Below are 16,800 nucleotides of genomic sequence, written 5' to 3'. Positions count from 1 at the left end.
GGGATATTCTGTGAAAGCCGTCAGGCTCAACTCCACGGACAAGCACTGCACCGCGAATCTTTTGCGTCTGGGATTATGCCCGAGCGGGGTGGCAACACCCCCATCGGGGGCGTCTCAGGGCCAGCAAAAGAACCTTCCGGATCCGGGAGTGCTTGAGCATAGCCCAACCGAAACTTCCGGACTTAGGACTAAGCGGGTAGGGCGCTGCGTAACCCGTTAGAATGCCCGACTCAAAAATTCATCTTCTTTGCCGGCTTTTTTCCTACGACCATGCAGAATCTTCTTGACCTCGTCAACAGCCTCAATCCCATGCAGCGCTCCGCGGTGGAACTGCCTGCTGAGCACGCGCTCATTCTGGCGGGGGCGGGGTCCGGCAAAACGCGGGTTCTCACAACGCGCATTGCCTGGATTATCGCCAAAGGGATGGCTCGCCCAGCGCAGATTCTCGCGGTCACGTTTACCAATAAAGCCGCGCGCGAAATGCGCGACCGTCTGGCAGGGATGGTCAACGCCGACATGCGCAGCATGTGGGTGGGGACTTTTCACGGGATTGCGCACAAGCTTCTGCGGCTTCACTGCGAAGACGCGGGACTGCCCTCAGCCTTTCAGATCATTGATTCCTCGGATCAGTTGTCGCTTGTGAAGCGCCTCATGAAGGAGCAGGGCGTTGATACGGAAACAAACGATGCCAAGAGCTGGCAGGCCCGCATCAACCGCTTTAAGGAAGCGGGGCTGCGTGCCAAGGACGTTGCCGCCGAAGAAGAACCCTTGGGAGGTCAGGGCTTTTACCGCCTCTACGAGAACCGCTGCCAGAAAGAGGGGCTTGTGGATTTTGCCGAACTTCTTTTAAGAAGTACGGAGCTTCTGGAGCGCAACACCGTTTTGCGCGAGCACTACGCCGACCGCTTCCGCTTTGTGCTCGTCGATGAGTTTCAGGACACCAATGCCCTGCAGTTTCGCTGGATTAAGGCGATTGTGTCGCCCGCGAGCACCACAAATTCACTTTTTTGCGTGGGCGACGATGATCAGTCGATTTACGCCTTCCGCGGTGCGCGCGTGGGCAATATGGCCGACTTTGTAAACGACTACCACGTTAAGCACCTTGTGAAGCTCGAGCAGAACTACCGCTCGACCTCGCACATTCTCGATGCCGCCAACGCCGTCATTGCCAACAACGCCCAGCGCATGGGCAAAAACCTCTGGACTGAGGCCGGCAAAGGGGAACTGATCGGCATTTACGGCGCTGACGATGACCGTGAGGAAGCCAGAAGCCTCACGCAGGACATTCTCACGCTGCACCGCTCGGGCACCCCCTGGCGTGACTGCGCGGTCCTTTACCGCAACAACGCCCAGTCCCGCATCATCGAACAGTATTTCACCGCCAACTCCATTCCCTACCGCATCTACGGGGGCCTGCGCTTTTTTGACCGTCAGGAAGTCAAGGACGTCACCGCTTACCTGCGGCTTTTAAGTAACCCCGAAGACACGTCCGTTCTGCGTGTCATCAATCAGCCGCCGCGCGGGATCGGTGCAACGACGATTGAGCGCATTACGGCGCACGCCAACGAGCGCGGCGTCACGCTTTGGGAAGCAATGCACGACTGGCAGGCGAAGGACACGGCGACCGTGAAGCGTGCCGCAGGCTTTATGAAGCTTGTGGCCGATATGAAGGAAGCCTGCGAGGGGCTGCCCTTACCCGAAGTGATTGCGAAAGTCATGGAAATGTCGGGCCTTAAGACCTATTACGAATCAAAGCCCGACCACGATATCCGGCTTGAGAACATGGGCGAAATGGTGAACGCTGCCACCGGTTTTTGCCGCGAAAACGGCATTGACGAGGAGCAGCCTGCCTTTGAAGCGGGGATTGACAACGGCATGACGCCCCTGGACGGATTTTTGGCGCAGGCTGCGCTGGAAGCCGATGATAAAAACGAAGAGGGTGTGAGCGACTCCGTTCAGATGATGACGGTGCATGCATCCAAAGGCCTGGAGTTTCCGAACGTCTGGCTCTGCGGCCTTGAGGACGGCCTTTTCCCGCACCACGCCAGGGACGAAGCTGAAGAAGACAAGGCAATCAGCGAGGAGCGGCGGCTGATGTACGTCGCGATGACCCGTGCGCGGAAGCGCTTGAGGATCAGCTGGTGCGCGCAGCGTATGCTCTACGGCGACATCAAGTATCAGGACCGCTCGCAGTTTATTGATGAGATTCCCGAAGAACACGTTCGGGAACTCAAAGCCCCGAAAAAGGACGATGACGCGGGGGACTATCGAGGAGGCTACGGCGGCAGCCGTTACGGCAGTTACGGTAACGGAGGCTACAGCCGCGGCTACGGCAACAGCGGCTATTCCCGCGGCGGTTACGCAGGCCGCGACAACAGTTTCGGCGCCCGCTCTTCGGGTTACGGTCAGAAGACGGAGCGAAGCTCGGGCTGGCAGGGCGGAAAACTCGGTCGCGCGAGCGACTACCTCGCGGCAAGCCGCGCCTCGGGCGCCGGGTTCTCTTCGGACGCCTCAATTGCCGCCCGCAAGGAAAGCACTTCCAACGAGTGGGGCCTCTCCGTGGGAGACAAGGTGCATCACACCAAGTTCGGTGACGGTGTGATCGTTTCGATGGCCAACGTCGCCAAACGCGATCAGACCCGTGCGCAGATTAATTTCACCAATCCCGCCTACGGCACGAAGGAACTGCTGCTTGCGTTTGCCAATCTCACGAAACTCTGAGAAAAACAAAGCGCAGCAAAAAGCCCTGCACGAGCTGTTTTCTTCAGAAGAAAGCACTTCGTGCAGGGCTTTTTTGATGCCTGAAGCCTCAAGGCCTCAGGCATGGGAATGCCGTTACGCCGGATTACTTGATGCGGCTGCGGTATTCGCCCGTGCGGGTATCGATTTCGATCTTGTCGCCGGTGTTCACGAACGCCGGAACATCGAGCACATAACCCGTGGCGAGCTTGGCGGGCTTCATGACCTTACCGGAGGTATCACCCTTAACGGCGGGTTCGGTGTAAACCACTTCACGCACAACCATCGTCGGCAGTTCGATACCGATCACGCGGCCTTCGTAGAACACGGCTTCAGCGGTGAGACCGTCTTCGAGGTACTTCTTGGCTTCTTCCATCGTGTCGGCGTCGACTTCGTACTGGTTGTACTCTTCGTCCATCCAGACATAGTGCGGATCAGCAAAGTAGGAGTAGGTGACGGGCTTGCGTTCGAGGATGATGTCTTCGAACTTGTCGTCAGCACGGTAGACGGTTTCCGTCACGGCGCTGTTCAACAGGTTCTTCATCTTCATCTTGACGGTGGAAGCTCCGCGGCCGCCCTTGGAATATTCGGCCTTGAGCACAACCATGGGATCCTTGCCGACCATGAACACATTGCCGGCACGCAGTTCCTGCGCGGTTTTCATTTTGAGTCTTTCCTTGAATTGGACTGGATTGAATCGGCAGTCGGGGCACGTGTAACGGCATCCGCGTGAAGCGGCCCGACCGAGGCAAAATTTTTTCGTTAACTCAGCATTTTATCTGTTTCAGGGCCTTTTGCGCAATATACTCGGGCGCTGTGGTGAGGCATGAAAGGTACGTGCGCCAGGCCTGTGCGGCCTTCTGCATCGCCGGAAAACGGTCTCGGTATGCGCTCCAGGCCGCGGGCGTGAGAATCCTCCCGTTTAAGCCCGCTTCAAGGCCGGACCAGATCCGGGCGTCGTCCTCAGCCATGCCCCGGGTGTAGAGCTTCGTGAAGGCCGCAAGTTTCACAAGGTGCGTGTCTTGCGTCTGCGGGTAGAGCATCCATAAAAGAGGGGTGCCCGCAAGCTGCACACGCACGGTGGAATCTTCGCCTCTTACGAGCGCGCAGTCGCACGCCAAAAGCGGCTTATCAAATTCGCACTGCGGGAGCAAAGGCAGGCGCACAGTGGTCACGTGCGCCGGATTTCCGGCAGCGGCGAGAGCTGCAGCGAGCTTTTCGGACGCAGCCCCCGGCGCAAGAAGTATCTGTAAGGGGCGCTTGTCGGAAGCAAAGGCCCCGGCAAGTGCGTCAACAGCCTCTGTGGGGTAGGTAAAGAAAAAGAGCGTGAAGGGCGCGGCGGGATCGGCTCCGGACGATTCAAGAAACGCCGTCTTGCCGCCTGCGGCCTCAAAAGCCTTTCGGGCCTCACTGATGTCGGCTTCGCGCACGATGCCGCCTGTTTTTTCGGTAAATCCCGGAAAAACAAAGGTCTTCGGATAACCGAAACGGGGGTGGCGGCTCACAAGGCCGTTGGACTCCTCGGCGTAGGTTTCCGCTGTGAGATAGTCCAGGGCAAAGACCGCCGTGGGCTTCATGTCAAATCGATGCGAAAGCGCTTCTTCCACGCCGTCAGGCAGCCTGCAGCTGAAGGCTTCCACCGTGACATCGGGGAGGGTCGTGGCCTTCGAAAAGAAGCGTTCCGCAGCCGCATTCCAGCGCATGACGCGGATACCGAGGGCCGTACACGCGTCGCCCGCGGCATCGACTTCGGGCACAAAAGCCGCGAGCGTCTCGGGCTTATCAATAATGAGCGTCACGCACCAGCCGTATTCACGCTTTAAACTGCGCGCAAGCCGCCAGGCTACGCCCGCATCGCCGAAATTGTCGATGACGCGGCACCAGATGCCGGCGGTAACAGGGTTTTGTGTCAGGTTTTCCATGGTTTGGTTGACCAAAGCGGCAGTTGGGATTTTTGGTGCGGGATTATGCAGCAGATCAGCATAAACGACTATAAGGAACAGTTGGCGGGACTGCCGGGGCTGCCCGGCGTCTACCGTTATTTTGATAAGGACGGCAACTGCCTTTATGTTGGCAAGGCCCGCGACTTAAAGCGACGCGTCTCCTCGTACTTTCAGAAAAATGACCTCAGCCCGCGCATCGCCATCATGGTGCAGCAGATAGCAGCCTTTGAGACAACCGTTGTGCGAAGCGAAGCCGAAGCGTTTCTGCTGGAAAACAACCTCATCAAAACCCTCAATCCCAAGTACAACATTCTCTTTCGGGACGACAAGAGTTATCCGTATCTGAGAATTTCCGCAGACACCTTCCCGCGGGTGAGTTACTACCGCGGGAGCGTGGACCGCAAAAGCCGCTTTTTCGGGCCGTACCCCAATTCCGGCGCCGTGCGGGAAGCAATCGGCGTGCTGCAAAAAGTCTTTCGTCTGAGAGTCTGCGAAAACAATGTCTTTAAAAACCGGTCGCGTCCGTGCCTCATGGGTCAGATGGACCGGTGCTCCTGCCCCTGTACGGGCGAAATCACGCCTGAAGAATACAAAGGTGACGTCGAAAACGCCTGCCGCTTCTTAAAGGGCGAGACCGATGACGTCATGCAGGGACTTCGTGACCGCATGATGGCCGCAAGCGATAGGCTGCACTACGAGGAAGCGGCTGTGATCCGCGACCGCATCGCGGCACTTAACGACGTGATGCATCAGCAGGCTGTGGAAACAACGGGCGCGGACACTGACGCCGACATCATTGCGGTGGCGGTGACGCAAGGCGAAGCCTGCGTAAACCTTGCCATGGTCCGCGGCGGCCGGCATTTGGGGGATCACGCCGTTTACCCCGAGATCTCACGCGGCACAGGTAAGGAATTGGCAGCCTCAGACGTTCTCGAAGCCTTTGTTGCACAGCACTACGCCGGAGGTCAGGTTCCTGAGACCGTGATCAGTTCGGATGCAGCGGACCCGAGGGCGCTGCAGGAGACGCTGACGGAACTTGCGGGCCGGCGCATTCAGTTTGTGCATGAGCCGCAGTCCGTGCGGCGCCGCTGGCTTGAGATGGCGCAGCAAAACGCAAAGCTTGCGCTTGAGCGGCACATGGCCGAAGCCGGCGGCGAGAAAAAGAGGGTGGCCGCGATGATTGAGGCACTCGGACTTACGCTTGACGAAGAGCAGCGCGCCAACCTTCAGATTGAGTGCTTTGATATTTCGCACACCGCCGGTGAAGCAACGCAGGCCTCCTGCGTCGTTTTCCGGGGACTTGCGATGGACGGCAGCCGCTACCGGCGCTTTAACATCACCGGGATTACGCCCGGGGACGACTACGCCGCGATGAAGCAGGTGTTGACGCGAAGGTATCTCCCGGCAGCCAGAGGCGAAGCGCCGCTTCCCACTGTGGTGCTTGTTGACGGCGGCCGCGGTCAGGTGCATATGGCCAAGGACGTCTTCACGGAGCTTGGGCTTCCCATTTCCGTAATCGTGGGTGTGGCCAAAGGCGAAGGCCGAAAGACGGGGCTTGAGACGCTTATTTTTGCCGACGGCCGTCCTCCCTTGGTTTTGGGCAGTGAAAGCCCGGCATTGATGCTCATTGCCATGATCCGCGACGAAGCGCACCGCTTTGCCATCACCGGGATGCGCGCCAAGCGCAGCAAAACCCGGCAGACAAGTCGTCTTGAAGACATCGACGGGATCGGCGTGAAGCGCCGGCAGAAAATCCTCACGCACTTTGGGGGCCTTAAAGGTGTACGTAATGCGAGCGTGGAGGATATCGCTAAAATAGACGGCATTTCGCGAGTGCTCGCGCAAAAGATTTACGCACAACTTCACGGTGTTGACGGTGTCAGTTCAACCTAAGCCTTTTAACATTCCGATGGCCCTTACCTGGGCCCGGATTGCTTTCATTCCGCTCATTGTCGGCGTGTTTTATGTCCCCGACGCCCTGGTGAGTCCGCACATGAAAAATGTGCTCGCCTGCATCATGTTCATCATTGCGGCGATCACCGACGCCCTGGACGGCTACATTGCCCGCAACTACAACATGGCTACGATGATGGGGGCGTTTCTCGATTCGGTTGCCGATAAGCTCGTGGTGTGTTCCGCGATTGTTGTGCTGCTTGCTTTTGACCGCGTTGACATGATTGTGGCTCTGATCATCGTCGGGCGAGAAATTGCCGTGACGGCCTTAAGAGAATGGATGGCCAAGATCGGCGCGGCCGCGACCGTGAAGGTCAACTGGTTCGGAAAGATCAAGACCATCGCGCAGATGACCGCGATTCCGATGCTCCTTTTCTTTGATCCCTTCTTCGGGATTGATATTTACCTTGTGGGGACGGTGCTTATCTGGGTTGCCGCCGTTCTCACCGTCTACTCGATGTTTGTTTATATGTCGGCTGCGTGGCCGCATATCGAGGGCGGGGACGCGAAGTAAGTTTGTCCCGCGACTGTTGGTAAAAAACGGCTGGTTCCTTTCGGACTCAGCCGTTTTTTGACGCTTCTGATTAACCGAGGCTCTTTGCTTTTTCCGTGAGTTCGTAGAGTTTGTTCATCGCGTCCCGCGGCGAGAGGCTGTCGATGTCGATTGCCGCGACTTCATCCACAAACGCCGTGACGGCGGGGGCGACGGCGGGCATCTCTTCGGCATAGTCTTCCTCGGTGTCTGCGCCCTCAGTTGCTGCGGCAAAAAGGTCAAGCTGCGGACCCGTGTCTTCCTTGGCACGTTCTTCAAGTTTTTTAAGAAGCGCTTTGGCGCGCCGGATGACGCGCGCGGGGATGCCCGCAAGCGAGGCGACCGCAATGCCGTAACTCTGGCTTGCCGGGCCGTCTTTGACGTCGTGCAGAAAGACGATCCCTTTTGATGTGTTTTCCGCAGAGACGTGAACGTTGACGGCCTCGCGGCACTTTTGCGCGAGCTGCGTGAGCTCAAAGTAGTGCGTGGCAAAGAGTGTCCAGCTCCTGGTGCCTTCGGCAAGTTCTTCGGCAATCGCGCCCGCAAGACTTAAGCCGTCAAAGGTTGACGTGCCGCGGCCGATTTCATCCATCAGAACGAGGGACTCTTCGGTTGCCTGCATGAGAATCGAAGCGGCTTCGGTCATCTCCACCATAAAGGTGGACCGGCCGCGGGCGAGGTCGTCTGAGGCGCCGATTCGGGTGAGGATCTTGTCGACCGGTCCGATCTGGCTGGCGGCTGCGGGCACAAAGCTTCCCGCGTACGCAAGAAGCACAATGAGTGCCACAGAGCGCATGTAGGTGGATTTTCCGCCCATGTTGGGGCCGGTAATGATGAGAAGTCGTCGTCCCGGAACGAGTGAACAGTTGTTCGGGATATAGCCGTCAATCATCTTCTCAACGACCGGGTGGCGCGCTCCGGTGATGTCAATCCCGGGAGCGCTCATCAACTGCGGCCGTGTCCAGCGCATCTCAAACGCATGACGGGCAAACCCCAGAAGAACGTCTAAGGCGGCGGCTGCGTGCGCAGCGGCAAGCAGCACCTCCACCCAGCCGTGCATGTAGGTGACAAGCTCATCCCAAAGCGCGCGCTCAATCTGAGAAGCCCGCTCTTTGGCGGAAATCCGCTGATCCTCGTACTGCTTTAACTCCGGCGTGATGTAGCGCTCGGTGTTTTTAAGCGTCTGACGCCTGCGGAAATCCGCGGGAACATTTTCGCTCTGGCCCTTGGGGACCTCGATGAAGTAGCCGCTTACGCGGTTATAGTCGATGCGAAGCGCCGCGATGCCGGTACGCTCTTTTTCGCGCGCTTCCATCGCCAGAAGCAGGTCTCCGGCGTGATCCCTCATGCTTCTTAACTGCGTGAGTTCCGGATCGGCTTCCGAGCGGATGACGTCGCCTTCTCTTAAGAATGTTGCCGGCTCATCAAGGAGCATCGCCTTGAGTTTTTCGTAAAGCGCATCGTCCACCTCAAGCGCCCTGGCAAGTTCGGCAAAAATCGGGGCCTGAAGCGCTGAAACGACGGCTTTGAGGGTTTTCAGGGACGGCAGATAGTCTCTCAGAGCCGCGGCTTCCTTCGGGCGGATGCTTTTAAGCGCAATGCGTCCGGCGGTCCGCTCAATGTCGGGCATTGCGCAGAGCAGAGCCTTCAGAGGCTCGAGCGCATCGAGGTTGACCATGAGTTCGGCTACCGCCTCGTGACGCTTTTGCGCTGTCGTCGTGTCGCGCGAGGGTGTGGTGAGCCAGTTTTTTAACTCACGGCTTCCCATGCTCGAAAAACAGTTGTCCATGACGGAAAAAAGCGTCGGACCGTTGTCATTACGGAGGCTCTCGGTGATTTCGAGATTTCTGCGGCTTGCGGCATCCAAAACGATGAAGTTGGATTCCTTCTGCAGTTCCAGCGGCGCAATGTAGGGCAGGCTCTCGCACTGGGTGTTGGCAACGTAACTTAAAAGGGCGTTGCAGGCTGAGAGTACGGCAGGCTCATTTTCAATGCCCCAGGCTTCGAGGTTATTCAACCCGAACTGCTTCTTTAAAAGCTCCCTGCCGCGCTCGGCGTCAAAGTACCAGGTGGGCATTTCGTTCACGGCCGTCTCTGCTGCCGCACCCTGCACGGTTTCTCTGAGCTCTGCGGGCACAAGAATTTCCGAGGGCGTGATGCGCGCAAGTTCCGTCGCAAGATTCTGCGGCGCAATGCTTGCGGCGCAAAAGCGGCCGTTGGTGAGCGTAAGCCACACAAGTCCGAGGTTAGCCGTCGCCGACCGGCCGATTCTTGCCACCGCAAGCAGTACGGAATCAGACTTTTCGGACAAAAGCGCGTTATCGGTGAGCGTCCCGGGCGTGACAATCCGCACGATCTTGCGGTCCATCGTGGCTTTGCCGGGTTCGTTGGGGTCGCCGATTTGCTCGCAGATTGCCACCGAGACGCCGAGTTTTACGAGGCGCGCGAGGTACTGCTCCAGCGTTGCCGCGGGGATTCCGGCCATCGGAATGGGCTTGCCCTGAAAGGTGCCCCTTTTTGTGAGCGTCAGGCCGATCAAGCGGTTGATTTTCACCGCATCGTCAAAAAACGTTTCGTAGAAGTCACCGATCCGGTAGAGAAGCATCACGCCCGGATGCTTGTCCCTCAGAATCAGATACTGCCGCATGGCGGGGGTGTGCTCGCTGTAGGGCTCTTTGGAATCGGTCTCAGCCTGAGGGCGTGTGGCTTCAGTCATCGGTGTAAACAACTCTTAAGTTCGGCAGAAGGCCCTGAAAGACCGGATCTGCCGCATCGGGACGGAATTCATGCAAAAACGCCGCAGCGGTTCGTGAAAATTGCTGCGGCATTTTTCGGGAAAATTGTTGAATTGGCCTTAAGCCTTGGGTGTACCGAAGTCACCCACCTTGGCAATCAAAGGCGCAAAGATCTTGGGCGTTCCGCAGCAGATGCAGCCGTCGGCGAGGAAGTTCTCACCGCCCTTAAGGTCCGTGACGAGGCCGCCTGCTTCAAGAACGATGAGGGCTCCGGCGCAGATGTCCCAGCTTTTGAGGTTGGCTTCCCAGTAGGCGTCCAAGCGACCGCTTGCGACCCAGCAGAGATCGAGCGCTGCCGAACCCGCACGGCGCAACCCCGCGGCGTCGCGTGCGACCTTCTCAAACTTTGACATAAAGCCCGTGTAGTCGTCATTGCGGCGGAAGGGGAACCCCGTGCCGATGAGGCTCTTACTGAATTCACTGCGGCCGGAGACGCGGATGCGGGAGTCGTTCATAAAGGCGCCCTGGCTTTTTTCCGCGTAAAAGAGTTCGTTGCGGGTGGGGTCGTACACGACGCCCACGGCGAGTTTGCCGCGGTAGGTCATGCCGATGGAGACGGCGTACTGCGGAAAACCGTGCAGGAAATTCGTGGTGCCGTCCAAGGGATCGATGTACCAGACAGACTCAGCGTCGGAATGCTGCTTGAAGTCACCTTCCTCGGCGATGATGCCGTCATTGGGGAAGTAATGGCTGATGGTGCGGCAGATTTCTTCCTGGCAGTCGGTGTCCACACGGCTGAAGAAGTCAAACTGTGTCTTTTCATGCACTTCGAGCGTGTCAACGCGCAGACTTTCCCGGCTGATGATCTTGCCGGCGTTTAAAGCAGCCTTGATGGCTGTCTGAAGCTGAGGAGTGGCCATTTTCTCTCAAAGAATGTCGGAAACGGGGGGGGGGTTGTGCCGCAGGGCTTTTCCGCGTTGGTTGTTAAACGGGAAAAGACTGTGCTCAACGTAAAAGCAAAATATCTTTTAATTGTAACGGCTTGATGCGCGCGCGTCAGACCTCGTCTGAGAAAAAATTTGCCGCCCGAAGGCGGCAAAGGAAAAAAGGCTTACCAGTGCGGCAAAACGTCGGCGGGTCAGTGGTCGGACTTAATCCCGGCGCCGCAGAGCGTAATGACGACGTCGCCCTTGGGGTTAAAGGCCTTCTTGTAGGCGTCCCAGGCGGCAAAGTTTGCGGCCGTGGTGTGCTCGATGTAGTAGCCCTTTTTGGCCATCGCGGCACGCGCTTCAAGGATTTTGTCTTCAGGCGCCGTGATCACGTGAATGTTGTGTTTTTTCACCATCGCGAGAATCTCGCGGTCGCGCAGGGGCTTGCCGATCGCGATTCCTTCGGCAATCGTGGGGCTCACGGTTACCGTGGTGTCGGCGTGGCCAAGCCCCTTGTCAACCGCGGATTTCAGGGGCTGACACAGTTCGCTCTGAAGCGCCACGATCTGCGGGAAGGTGTTGATTGCACCCGAGTCATAGAGGTGTTCGAGAGCCTTTACCGCTCCGATAAAGAGCGTGCCGTTACCGACGGGAACGACAACGTGGTCGGGAATGCGGCCGAGCTGCTCGAAAATCTCGTAGATGTAGGTTTTCGTACCTTCGTAAAAATAGGGATTGGCGACGTGGTTGGCGTAGTAGACGCCGTCCTCTCTGACGCGAGCGCGGCAGACGTCGGCGCAGTGGTCTCGCGTTCCCGGAATCACGTGGGCCTTGGCGCCGTGCGCTTCAATCATCGTGGTCTTTTTGGGGCTTGTGCCTTCGGGAACGTAAATTTCACACGCGATCCCCGCGCGGGCGCAGTAGGCCGCAACGGCGTTGCCGGCGTTGCCGCTTGAGTCCTGCACGCAGGTTTTGACGCCGATCGCCTTCATATGCGCCACGAGCGCTGCGGCACCGCGGTCCTTAAAGGAGAGCGTGGGCATCATGTAGTCGACCTTGACGTACATCCCGGGCTCAAGTTGAACGGTCGGCGTCATGCCTTCGCCCAATGTCACGTCTCTCCAGCTGTCCCCGTCCACCGCCATAAAGGCGCGGTAACGGAAAAGCGACCATTCGGATTTGTCGATTTTGGCCGCGTCCCAGTCGGGCGGCGTGAAGTCGAGTTCAAAAAGGCCTCCGCAGGTGCAAAACGGCGCGTGTGTCGTGGTGTCGGTGAGTGCTCCGCAGTGTATGCAGCGGTAGTTCATGATCTTTCTCCCAGTGATTTAGGAATGCATTTCAGCCATGGCTTCGATTTCAACGAGGCAGCCGAAGTGAAGGCTTGTGGTGGAAACGACAATGCGTGCGGGCTTGTGTTCTCCGAAAAATTCGGCGTAGACCTCGTTAATTGCGCCCCAGTATTCCGAGGACGGCGTGTAGACGCGGCAGAGCACGACCTGGTTGCGGGTGACGCCCGCGGCTTTCAGGACCCGGTCGACGTTATTTAACGCCAGCAGCGCGTGCGCCCTGATGTCTCCGGTGCAGGGCTCTCGGGTGTCGGGATCCAGCGAAAGCTGTCCAGAGACGTAGAGCATGCCGTTGGAGATAACACCTGCGCTGTAGTGACCGGGGTTTTTGCCTTTAAAGTCCGGTGTGACGATCTGCATGGATTTTCCTCTTATGCGGTTTAGTTTTGTTGTTCGGTTTTGCGGCGCTTCAAAGCATCAAGGTCACTGTAGACGGTGACTTTGGAAATGCCGAGTTTGTCGGCAGCGTATTCGAGGGCGCCCTTCACAAGAAAAACGCCTCTGTCCTGCATGAAGTCAATGAGCTGCAGGCGCTCTTCGCGGGTTTTGGCGCCCGCCGCGGTCATGCGGTCAATGAGGCGGCACACCGACGTAAAGACGCTTTCAGCGTTGCCGGAGCCAGTTTCAGCGGTAACGGAAGCGGTGCCCGTAAGGGGGGCGGCCGGGCTTTCTGAGAGCGGATTGATGCCGGCAAGGCCCGGTAAGAGCGACGCCAGACGCTCAAAATCACGCACGGCCCCCGTGACGTCAAGGTTCACGCAGAGCGCTCCCGTGAGTTCCCCCCGGCTGTTGCGGATAAAAAGCGTGGTGCTTCGCACCGGTTTTCCCTCGTGCTCGAAAAACCAGTTGGGGGTGATGTTGGGAGTTTCTCTGGGGGTGCGGATGAGTTCGCTCACCAAGTGCCGGAAGCCCTGGCCGGGTTTGCGGCCCGTGACGCTCTCTCCTGCAACATAGACAACGGAGTGCTGCGGGGTGTCGAGGTCATGCAGGACCACTTCACAGCCTTTTCCCATCAGCTGCACGATCAGATCGGCGACAGCGGTGTAGGGGAGGAGCGGCGCTCTCACGGGAGAATTTTTTTCAGACATCGGTACTTTCATATAAAAATTTCTAGATATAATTCTAAGCGCATTCGCCCCTGTTTTTCCAGCTTTTGCTTGAAATCAGCGAAAAACGGAATTAGGACGGGGTGCAGAAAAATTTCTTGAAAAGGACGAAAAGATGACGGTTACGGAAACGGCGGATCCGGTGGGGCTGACGCTCACGAGCCCGGAACTGATGACACCGGCTTTTGTCATTGATGACGCGAAGCTCTCGGCCAACATTGCGCGAGCCAAAGGGAGGGCCGCAGCGCTCGGCGTCACTTACCGTCCGCACTTAAAAACGCATAAGTCAATCGGTATCGCACGGCGCCAGATGATGACGCCCGAGGGCCCCGCAACCGTCTCAACGCTTGCGGAAGCCCGCTACTTTGCCTCTCACGGCGTCAAAGACATTCTTTATGCGGTGGGTATTGCCCCGCAGAAGCTTTCCGTAGTCAAAGCGATCCGCGACTCGGGGTGTGATCTCAAGATCATTCTCGATAATGTGGCGGCAGCGGTCGCAGTATCAGATTTCTGCCGCAGGGAAAAGACCGCAATTCCGGTGCTTCTTGAAGTCGATGTGGACGGCCACCGCTCCGGGATTAAACCCGAAAGTGATCTGCTTTTAAAGACAGCGGCGGCGCTCACCGACGGCGCAACACTCGCGGGTGTTTTAACGCATGCCGGAGACAGCTATGAATGTAAAACGCTTGCCGCAATTAAAGCGGCTGCTGAAGGCGAACGCGCAGGGATTGTGACGGCCGCCGACCGCTTAAGAAACGCGGGGTATGAAGTCAGCATTGTTTCCGTGGGGTCTTCTCCTACGTTGATGTTCAGTGAGAGCGAATCCGGCGTCACGGAAATCCGCGCGGGCGTTTGTGCGCTTTTTGATCTCTTTATGACCAACCTCGGGGTTTGTACGCTTGACGATATCGCTGGGGCTGTTGTCACAACCGTGATCGGGCACCAGGACGAAAAGCACCAGGTGATTTGTGATGCGGGGTTCCTCGCGATGAGCCGCGACCGCGGCACGCAGCGCCAAAAGCACGACTACGGTTACGGCCTGGTGTGTGACATCGCCGGTAAACCTTTGGACGGCGGGCGGATTTTGCTCACGGGCACCAACCAGGAGCACGGCATCATCACGCTGCCGGCGGACACGCTCTTAAAGCCCTCGGATTTTCCGGTCGGCACCCGCCTGCGGATTCTTCCGAACCATGCCTGTCCGACGGCAGCGCCTTACGAAAAGCTCCTTCTGGTTAACGGCGAAGGACGCATCGCTGAGGCGCTTGATCACGTCCGCGGGTGGTAATCGGGCCGTTAAAATAGCGCACGGCGGGCATCGGGACTGTTCCCGGTGCCTTTTTATTCTCAAGCGGGAACATTGCTGTGGATCACGTACCTCAGGCCTCAGAACGCGTTCGTTTTATTTTGGTGGAACCGAGCCACCCGGGCAACATCGGGTCGGCCGCGCGGGCGGTTAAAACCATGGGGTTTACCGACCTCAGGGTTGTGAACCCCAAGGATCCGGATTTCAGAACGAATCCGGAAGCTGTGGCGTTTGCGACGAGCTCCGTGGACGTCCTTGAAAACGCCCGCACGCATGAAACGCTTCTCGACGCACTGGAAGGCGTCACGCAGGCCTTTGCTTTGTCGGGCTACAGCCGCGAGTTCGGGCCTCCGATTGAAGACTTAAGAACGAGTGCGGCAAGGGCCGCCGCGTGGCTTGAGAGGGACGACAAGCCCTGCATCGCGTTTGTGTTCGGGACGGAGCGAAGCGGCCTTACTAACGAGCAGATGGATCTGTGTCAGACGTGCTCGGCGATTGCCGCAAACCCGGAAAGCCCGAGTCTGAACCTCTCGCAGGCCGTGCAGATTACGGCCTATGAAATGCATCTCGCGCTTTTGTCGGACTCGCACCATGATCATGAGCTCTACACCTGGCAGGAGCGCTTTGAAAAGGAGCCTGCGGCAAGCGTCAAAGCCATTGAAGGGTTTTACGGACACTGGCAGCAGGCGATGACAGCCTGCGGTGCACTGAATCCCGATGAACCCAAAAACCTCATGGCGATGAGCCGCCGGCTTTTTGCGCGCAGCGGTCTCACGCAGCGCGAGGTTGATCTTCTTCGCGGGATCTGTGCGGCCGTCATCCGCTCGAAAAAAGACAGAATCGGCACCAAAGACGCGAAAAAGAGCATGACGGACGCGAAAAAGTAAGGCAGTTCGCTCTACAATCAGACTATTGGCCTCAAAGACTGCACACAAAGGACAGTTTTCCCATGTTTGAACGCATCCGCGAAGATCTGAAAACCATTTTTGAGCGGGACCCCGCCGCGCACAGCAAACTGGAAGTGGCTCTGTGCTACCCCGGGTTTCATGCGCTCATCATGCATCGCTGGGCCTACTGGTGCAATCTGCAGGGCTGGCCCACGTTTGCGCGCTGGGTGAGTCATGCTGCGCGGTTTTTGACGGGGGTTGAAATTCATCCGGCTGCCAAAATCGGGCGCCGCGTCTTTATCGACCACGGTATGGGCGTGGTGATCGGGGAGACTGCGGAGGTGGGCGATGACTGCACGATTTATCACGGCGTGACCCTGGGCGGAACAAGCCTCGGGCGCGGTGAAAAGCGCCATCCCACGATCGGTAACGGCGTCGTGATCGGGGCCGGTGCTCAGATTCTCGGGGGCTTTAAGGTGGGCGACAACGCCCGCATCGGCTCCAACGCCGTTGTGGTGAAACCCGTTGCCGCCAACGAAACCATCGTGGGTGTGCCGGGCCGCAAGGTTGCGGAAGGCGCCGCACAGAAAAAACTCAATCACGAAGGGTTTGCGGCTTATGCAGTAACGCCCGGCGAACGCGATCCCTATGCGGCTGAAATCGCACGGTTAAAGCGTGTGGTTGAGGAGCAGCAGGCGGTGATTGAAGCGATGTCAAAGCAGGTTGGCTTTAAACCGGAAAGCGTGAAGCTGGCCGCGCCTGCTGAAGTCAAGGTGGAAGGCAAACCCGCCCGTAAGACCCGCGCGGTAAAGACCGCCGCAAAGGCTACGGCCGCGGCAGCAAAGACCGCTGCGAAAACGGCCGCCAAGCCCGCAGCGAAGAAAACCGCTGCCAAAGCCAAAACAACGGCTCGTAAGACGGCAGCAAAGGAAGCGGCTCCCAAAAAGACAGCCGCCAAGAAAGAGACGGTAAAGGCTGAAGAAAAGCAAGCCTGAGTTTTATAAGGCTCAGCAAAAGCCTGCGGCAGGGACCGGTAAAACGGATCCGGCGCAGGCTTTTTTGTTTGACGTCAAAACGCGTCTCCGTACCCGTAGAGCGGTTGCGTTTTAAATGTTCCTGTGGTGCAGGGGACGCCCGGGCAGACAAGGCCTCAAAAACATTGGCTGTTACGGGAAAGCCTGCACCGTGTCAGGAAACCCCGCGCTTTCAAGCGCGGGTTGTTTAGGGTCGAAAAAAGGCGATGGATCGCTCCGCCGCCTTTTCGTTTGAGACAACTGTTGTACTTAAGCGACACCTCAGGCCTAAACCACGGCCCGCAGTGTCT

General features: G+C 58.0%; 13 protein-coding genes and 1 pseudogene. 7 read left to right on the top strand and 7 right to left on the bottom strand.

The window, feature by feature from the left end; translation table 11 throughout:
* The first annotated feature begins 270 nt into the window (after positions 1 to 270).
* Positions 271 to 2,721 carry an ATP-dependent helicase gene (locus NXF97_RS03605; protein ID WP_274956498.1) on the top strand — a complete coding sequence of 817 codons (2,451 nt, stop codon included), beginning with the start codon at positions 271 to 273 and terminating at the stop codon, positions 2,719 to 2,721.
* 124 nt (positions 2,722 to 2,845) lie between these two features.
* On the opposite strand, the gene efp is transcribed toward NXF97_RS03605, so the two are convergent.
* Entirely contained in the window at positions 2,846 to 3,403 is a 558-nt protein-coding gene (gene efp / locus NXF97_RS03600; protein ID WP_022372575.1) for an elongation factor P, read from the bottom strand.
* Positions 3,404 to 3,506: 103 nt separating this feature from the next.
* On the bottom strand, positions 3,507 to 4,661 hold the full coding sequence (gene earP / locus NXF97_RS03595; RefSeq protein ID WP_274956497.1) for an elongation factor P maturation arginine rhamnosyltransferase EarP: 1,155 nt from the start codon (positions 4,659 to 4,661) through the stop codon (positions 3,507 to 3,509).
* Positions 4,662 to 4,706: 45 nt separating this feature from the next.
* Between earP and uvrC the strand changes: the two genes are divergently transcribed.
* Both uvrC and pgsA read left to right on the top strand, forming a co-directional pair.
* On the top strand, positions 4,707 to 6,575 hold the full coding sequence (uvrC, locus tag NXF97_RS03590; RefSeq protein WP_274956496.1) for an excinuclease ABC subunit UvrC: 1,869 nt from the start codon (positions 4,707 to 4,709) through the stop codon (positions 6,573 to 6,575).
* 16 nt (positions 6,576 to 6,591) lie between these two features.
* Positions 6,592 to 7,149, top strand: a complete 558-nt coding sequence (pgsA, locus tag NXF97_RS03585; RefSeq protein ID WP_022372572.1) for a CDP-diacylglycerol--glycerol-3-phosphate 3-phosphatidyltransferase — start codon at positions 6,592 to 6,594, stop codon at positions 7,147 to 7,149.
* Between the two features lie 70 nt (positions 7,150 to 7,219).
* Here the strand turns inward: pgsA and mutS are convergent, their stop codons facing one another.
* The 5 genes from mutS to NXF97_RS03560 all read right to left on the bottom strand — a co-directional run bounded on the left by mutS (position 7,220) and on the right by NXF97_RS03560 (position 13,265).
* On the bottom strand, positions 7,220 to 9,883 hold the full coding sequence (gene mutS / locus NXF97_RS03580; protein WP_274956495.1) for a DNA mismatch repair protein MutS: 2,664 nt from the start codon (positions 9,881 to 9,883) through the stop codon (positions 7,220 to 7,222).
* A 138-nt stretch (positions 9,884 to 10,021) separates the two neighbouring features.
* On the bottom strand, positions 10,022 to 10,822 hold the full coding sequence (locus NXF97_RS03575; RefSeq protein WP_274956494.1) for an inositol monophosphatase family protein: 801 nt from the start codon (positions 10,820 to 10,822) through the stop codon (positions 10,022 to 10,024).
* 218 nt (positions 10,823 to 11,040) lie between these two features.
* Positions 11,041 to 12,138: a threonine synthase gene (locus NXF97_RS03570; protein WP_274956493.1), complete on the bottom strand. Its 1,098-nt coding sequence runs from the start codon at positions 12,136 to 12,138 to the stop codon at positions 11,041 to 11,043.
* Between the two features lie 18 nt (positions 12,139 to 12,156).
* Positions 12,157 to 12,537: a RidA family protein gene (locus NXF97_RS03565; protein ID WP_022372586.1), complete on the bottom strand. Its 381-nt coding sequence runs from the start codon at positions 12,535 to 12,537 to the stop codon at positions 12,157 to 12,159.
* A gap of 20 nt (positions 12,538 to 12,557) precedes the next feature.
* A complete protein-coding gene (locus tag NXF97_RS03560) occupies positions 12,558 to 13,265 on the bottom strand; it encodes a helix-turn-helix transcriptional regulator (RefSeq protein WP_274956492.1) in 708 nt (235 codons plus the stop codon).
* A 133-nt stretch (positions 13,266 to 13,398) separates the two neighbouring features.
* On the opposite strand from NXF97_RS03560, the gene NXF97_RS03555 reads away from it, so the two are divergent.
* The 4 genes and pseudogenes from NXF97_RS03555 (at position 13,399) to NXF97_RS03540 (ending at position 16,701) form a co-directional block, all read left to right on the top strand.
* A complete protein-coding gene (locus NXF97_RS03555; protein WP_274956491.1) occupies positions 13,399 to 14,571 on the top strand; it encodes an alanine racemase in 1,173 nt (390 codons plus the stop codon).
* Between the two features lie 77 nt (positions 14,572 to 14,648).
* Positions 14,649 to 15,476, top strand: a complete 828-nt coding sequence (locus tag NXF97_RS03550) for an RNA methyltransferase (protein ID WP_022372589.1) — start codon at positions 14,649 to 14,651, stop codon at positions 15,474 to 15,476.
* A gap of 62 nt (positions 15,477 to 15,538) precedes the next feature.
* A pseudogene (gene cysE, locus NXF97_RS03545) lies at positions 15,539 to 16,189 on the top strand (serine O-acetyltransferase); the annotation flags it as partial.
* A 350-nt stretch (positions 16,190 to 16,539) separates the two neighbouring features.
* Entirely contained in the window at positions 16,540 to 16,701 is a 162-nt protein-coding gene (locus NXF97_RS03540) for a hypothetical protein (RefSeq protein WP_274956489.1), read from the top strand.
* Positions 16,702 to 16,800 lie beyond the last annotated feature (99 nt).

It is taken from the genome of Duodenibacillus massiliensis (genome assembly GCF_928721995.1).
GTDB lineage: Bacteria > Pseudomonadota > Gammaproteobacteria > Burkholderiales > Burkholderiaceae_F > Duodenibacillus > Duodenibacillus massiliensis.
This window is presented reverse-complemented; position numbering and strand designations above follow the sequence as displayed.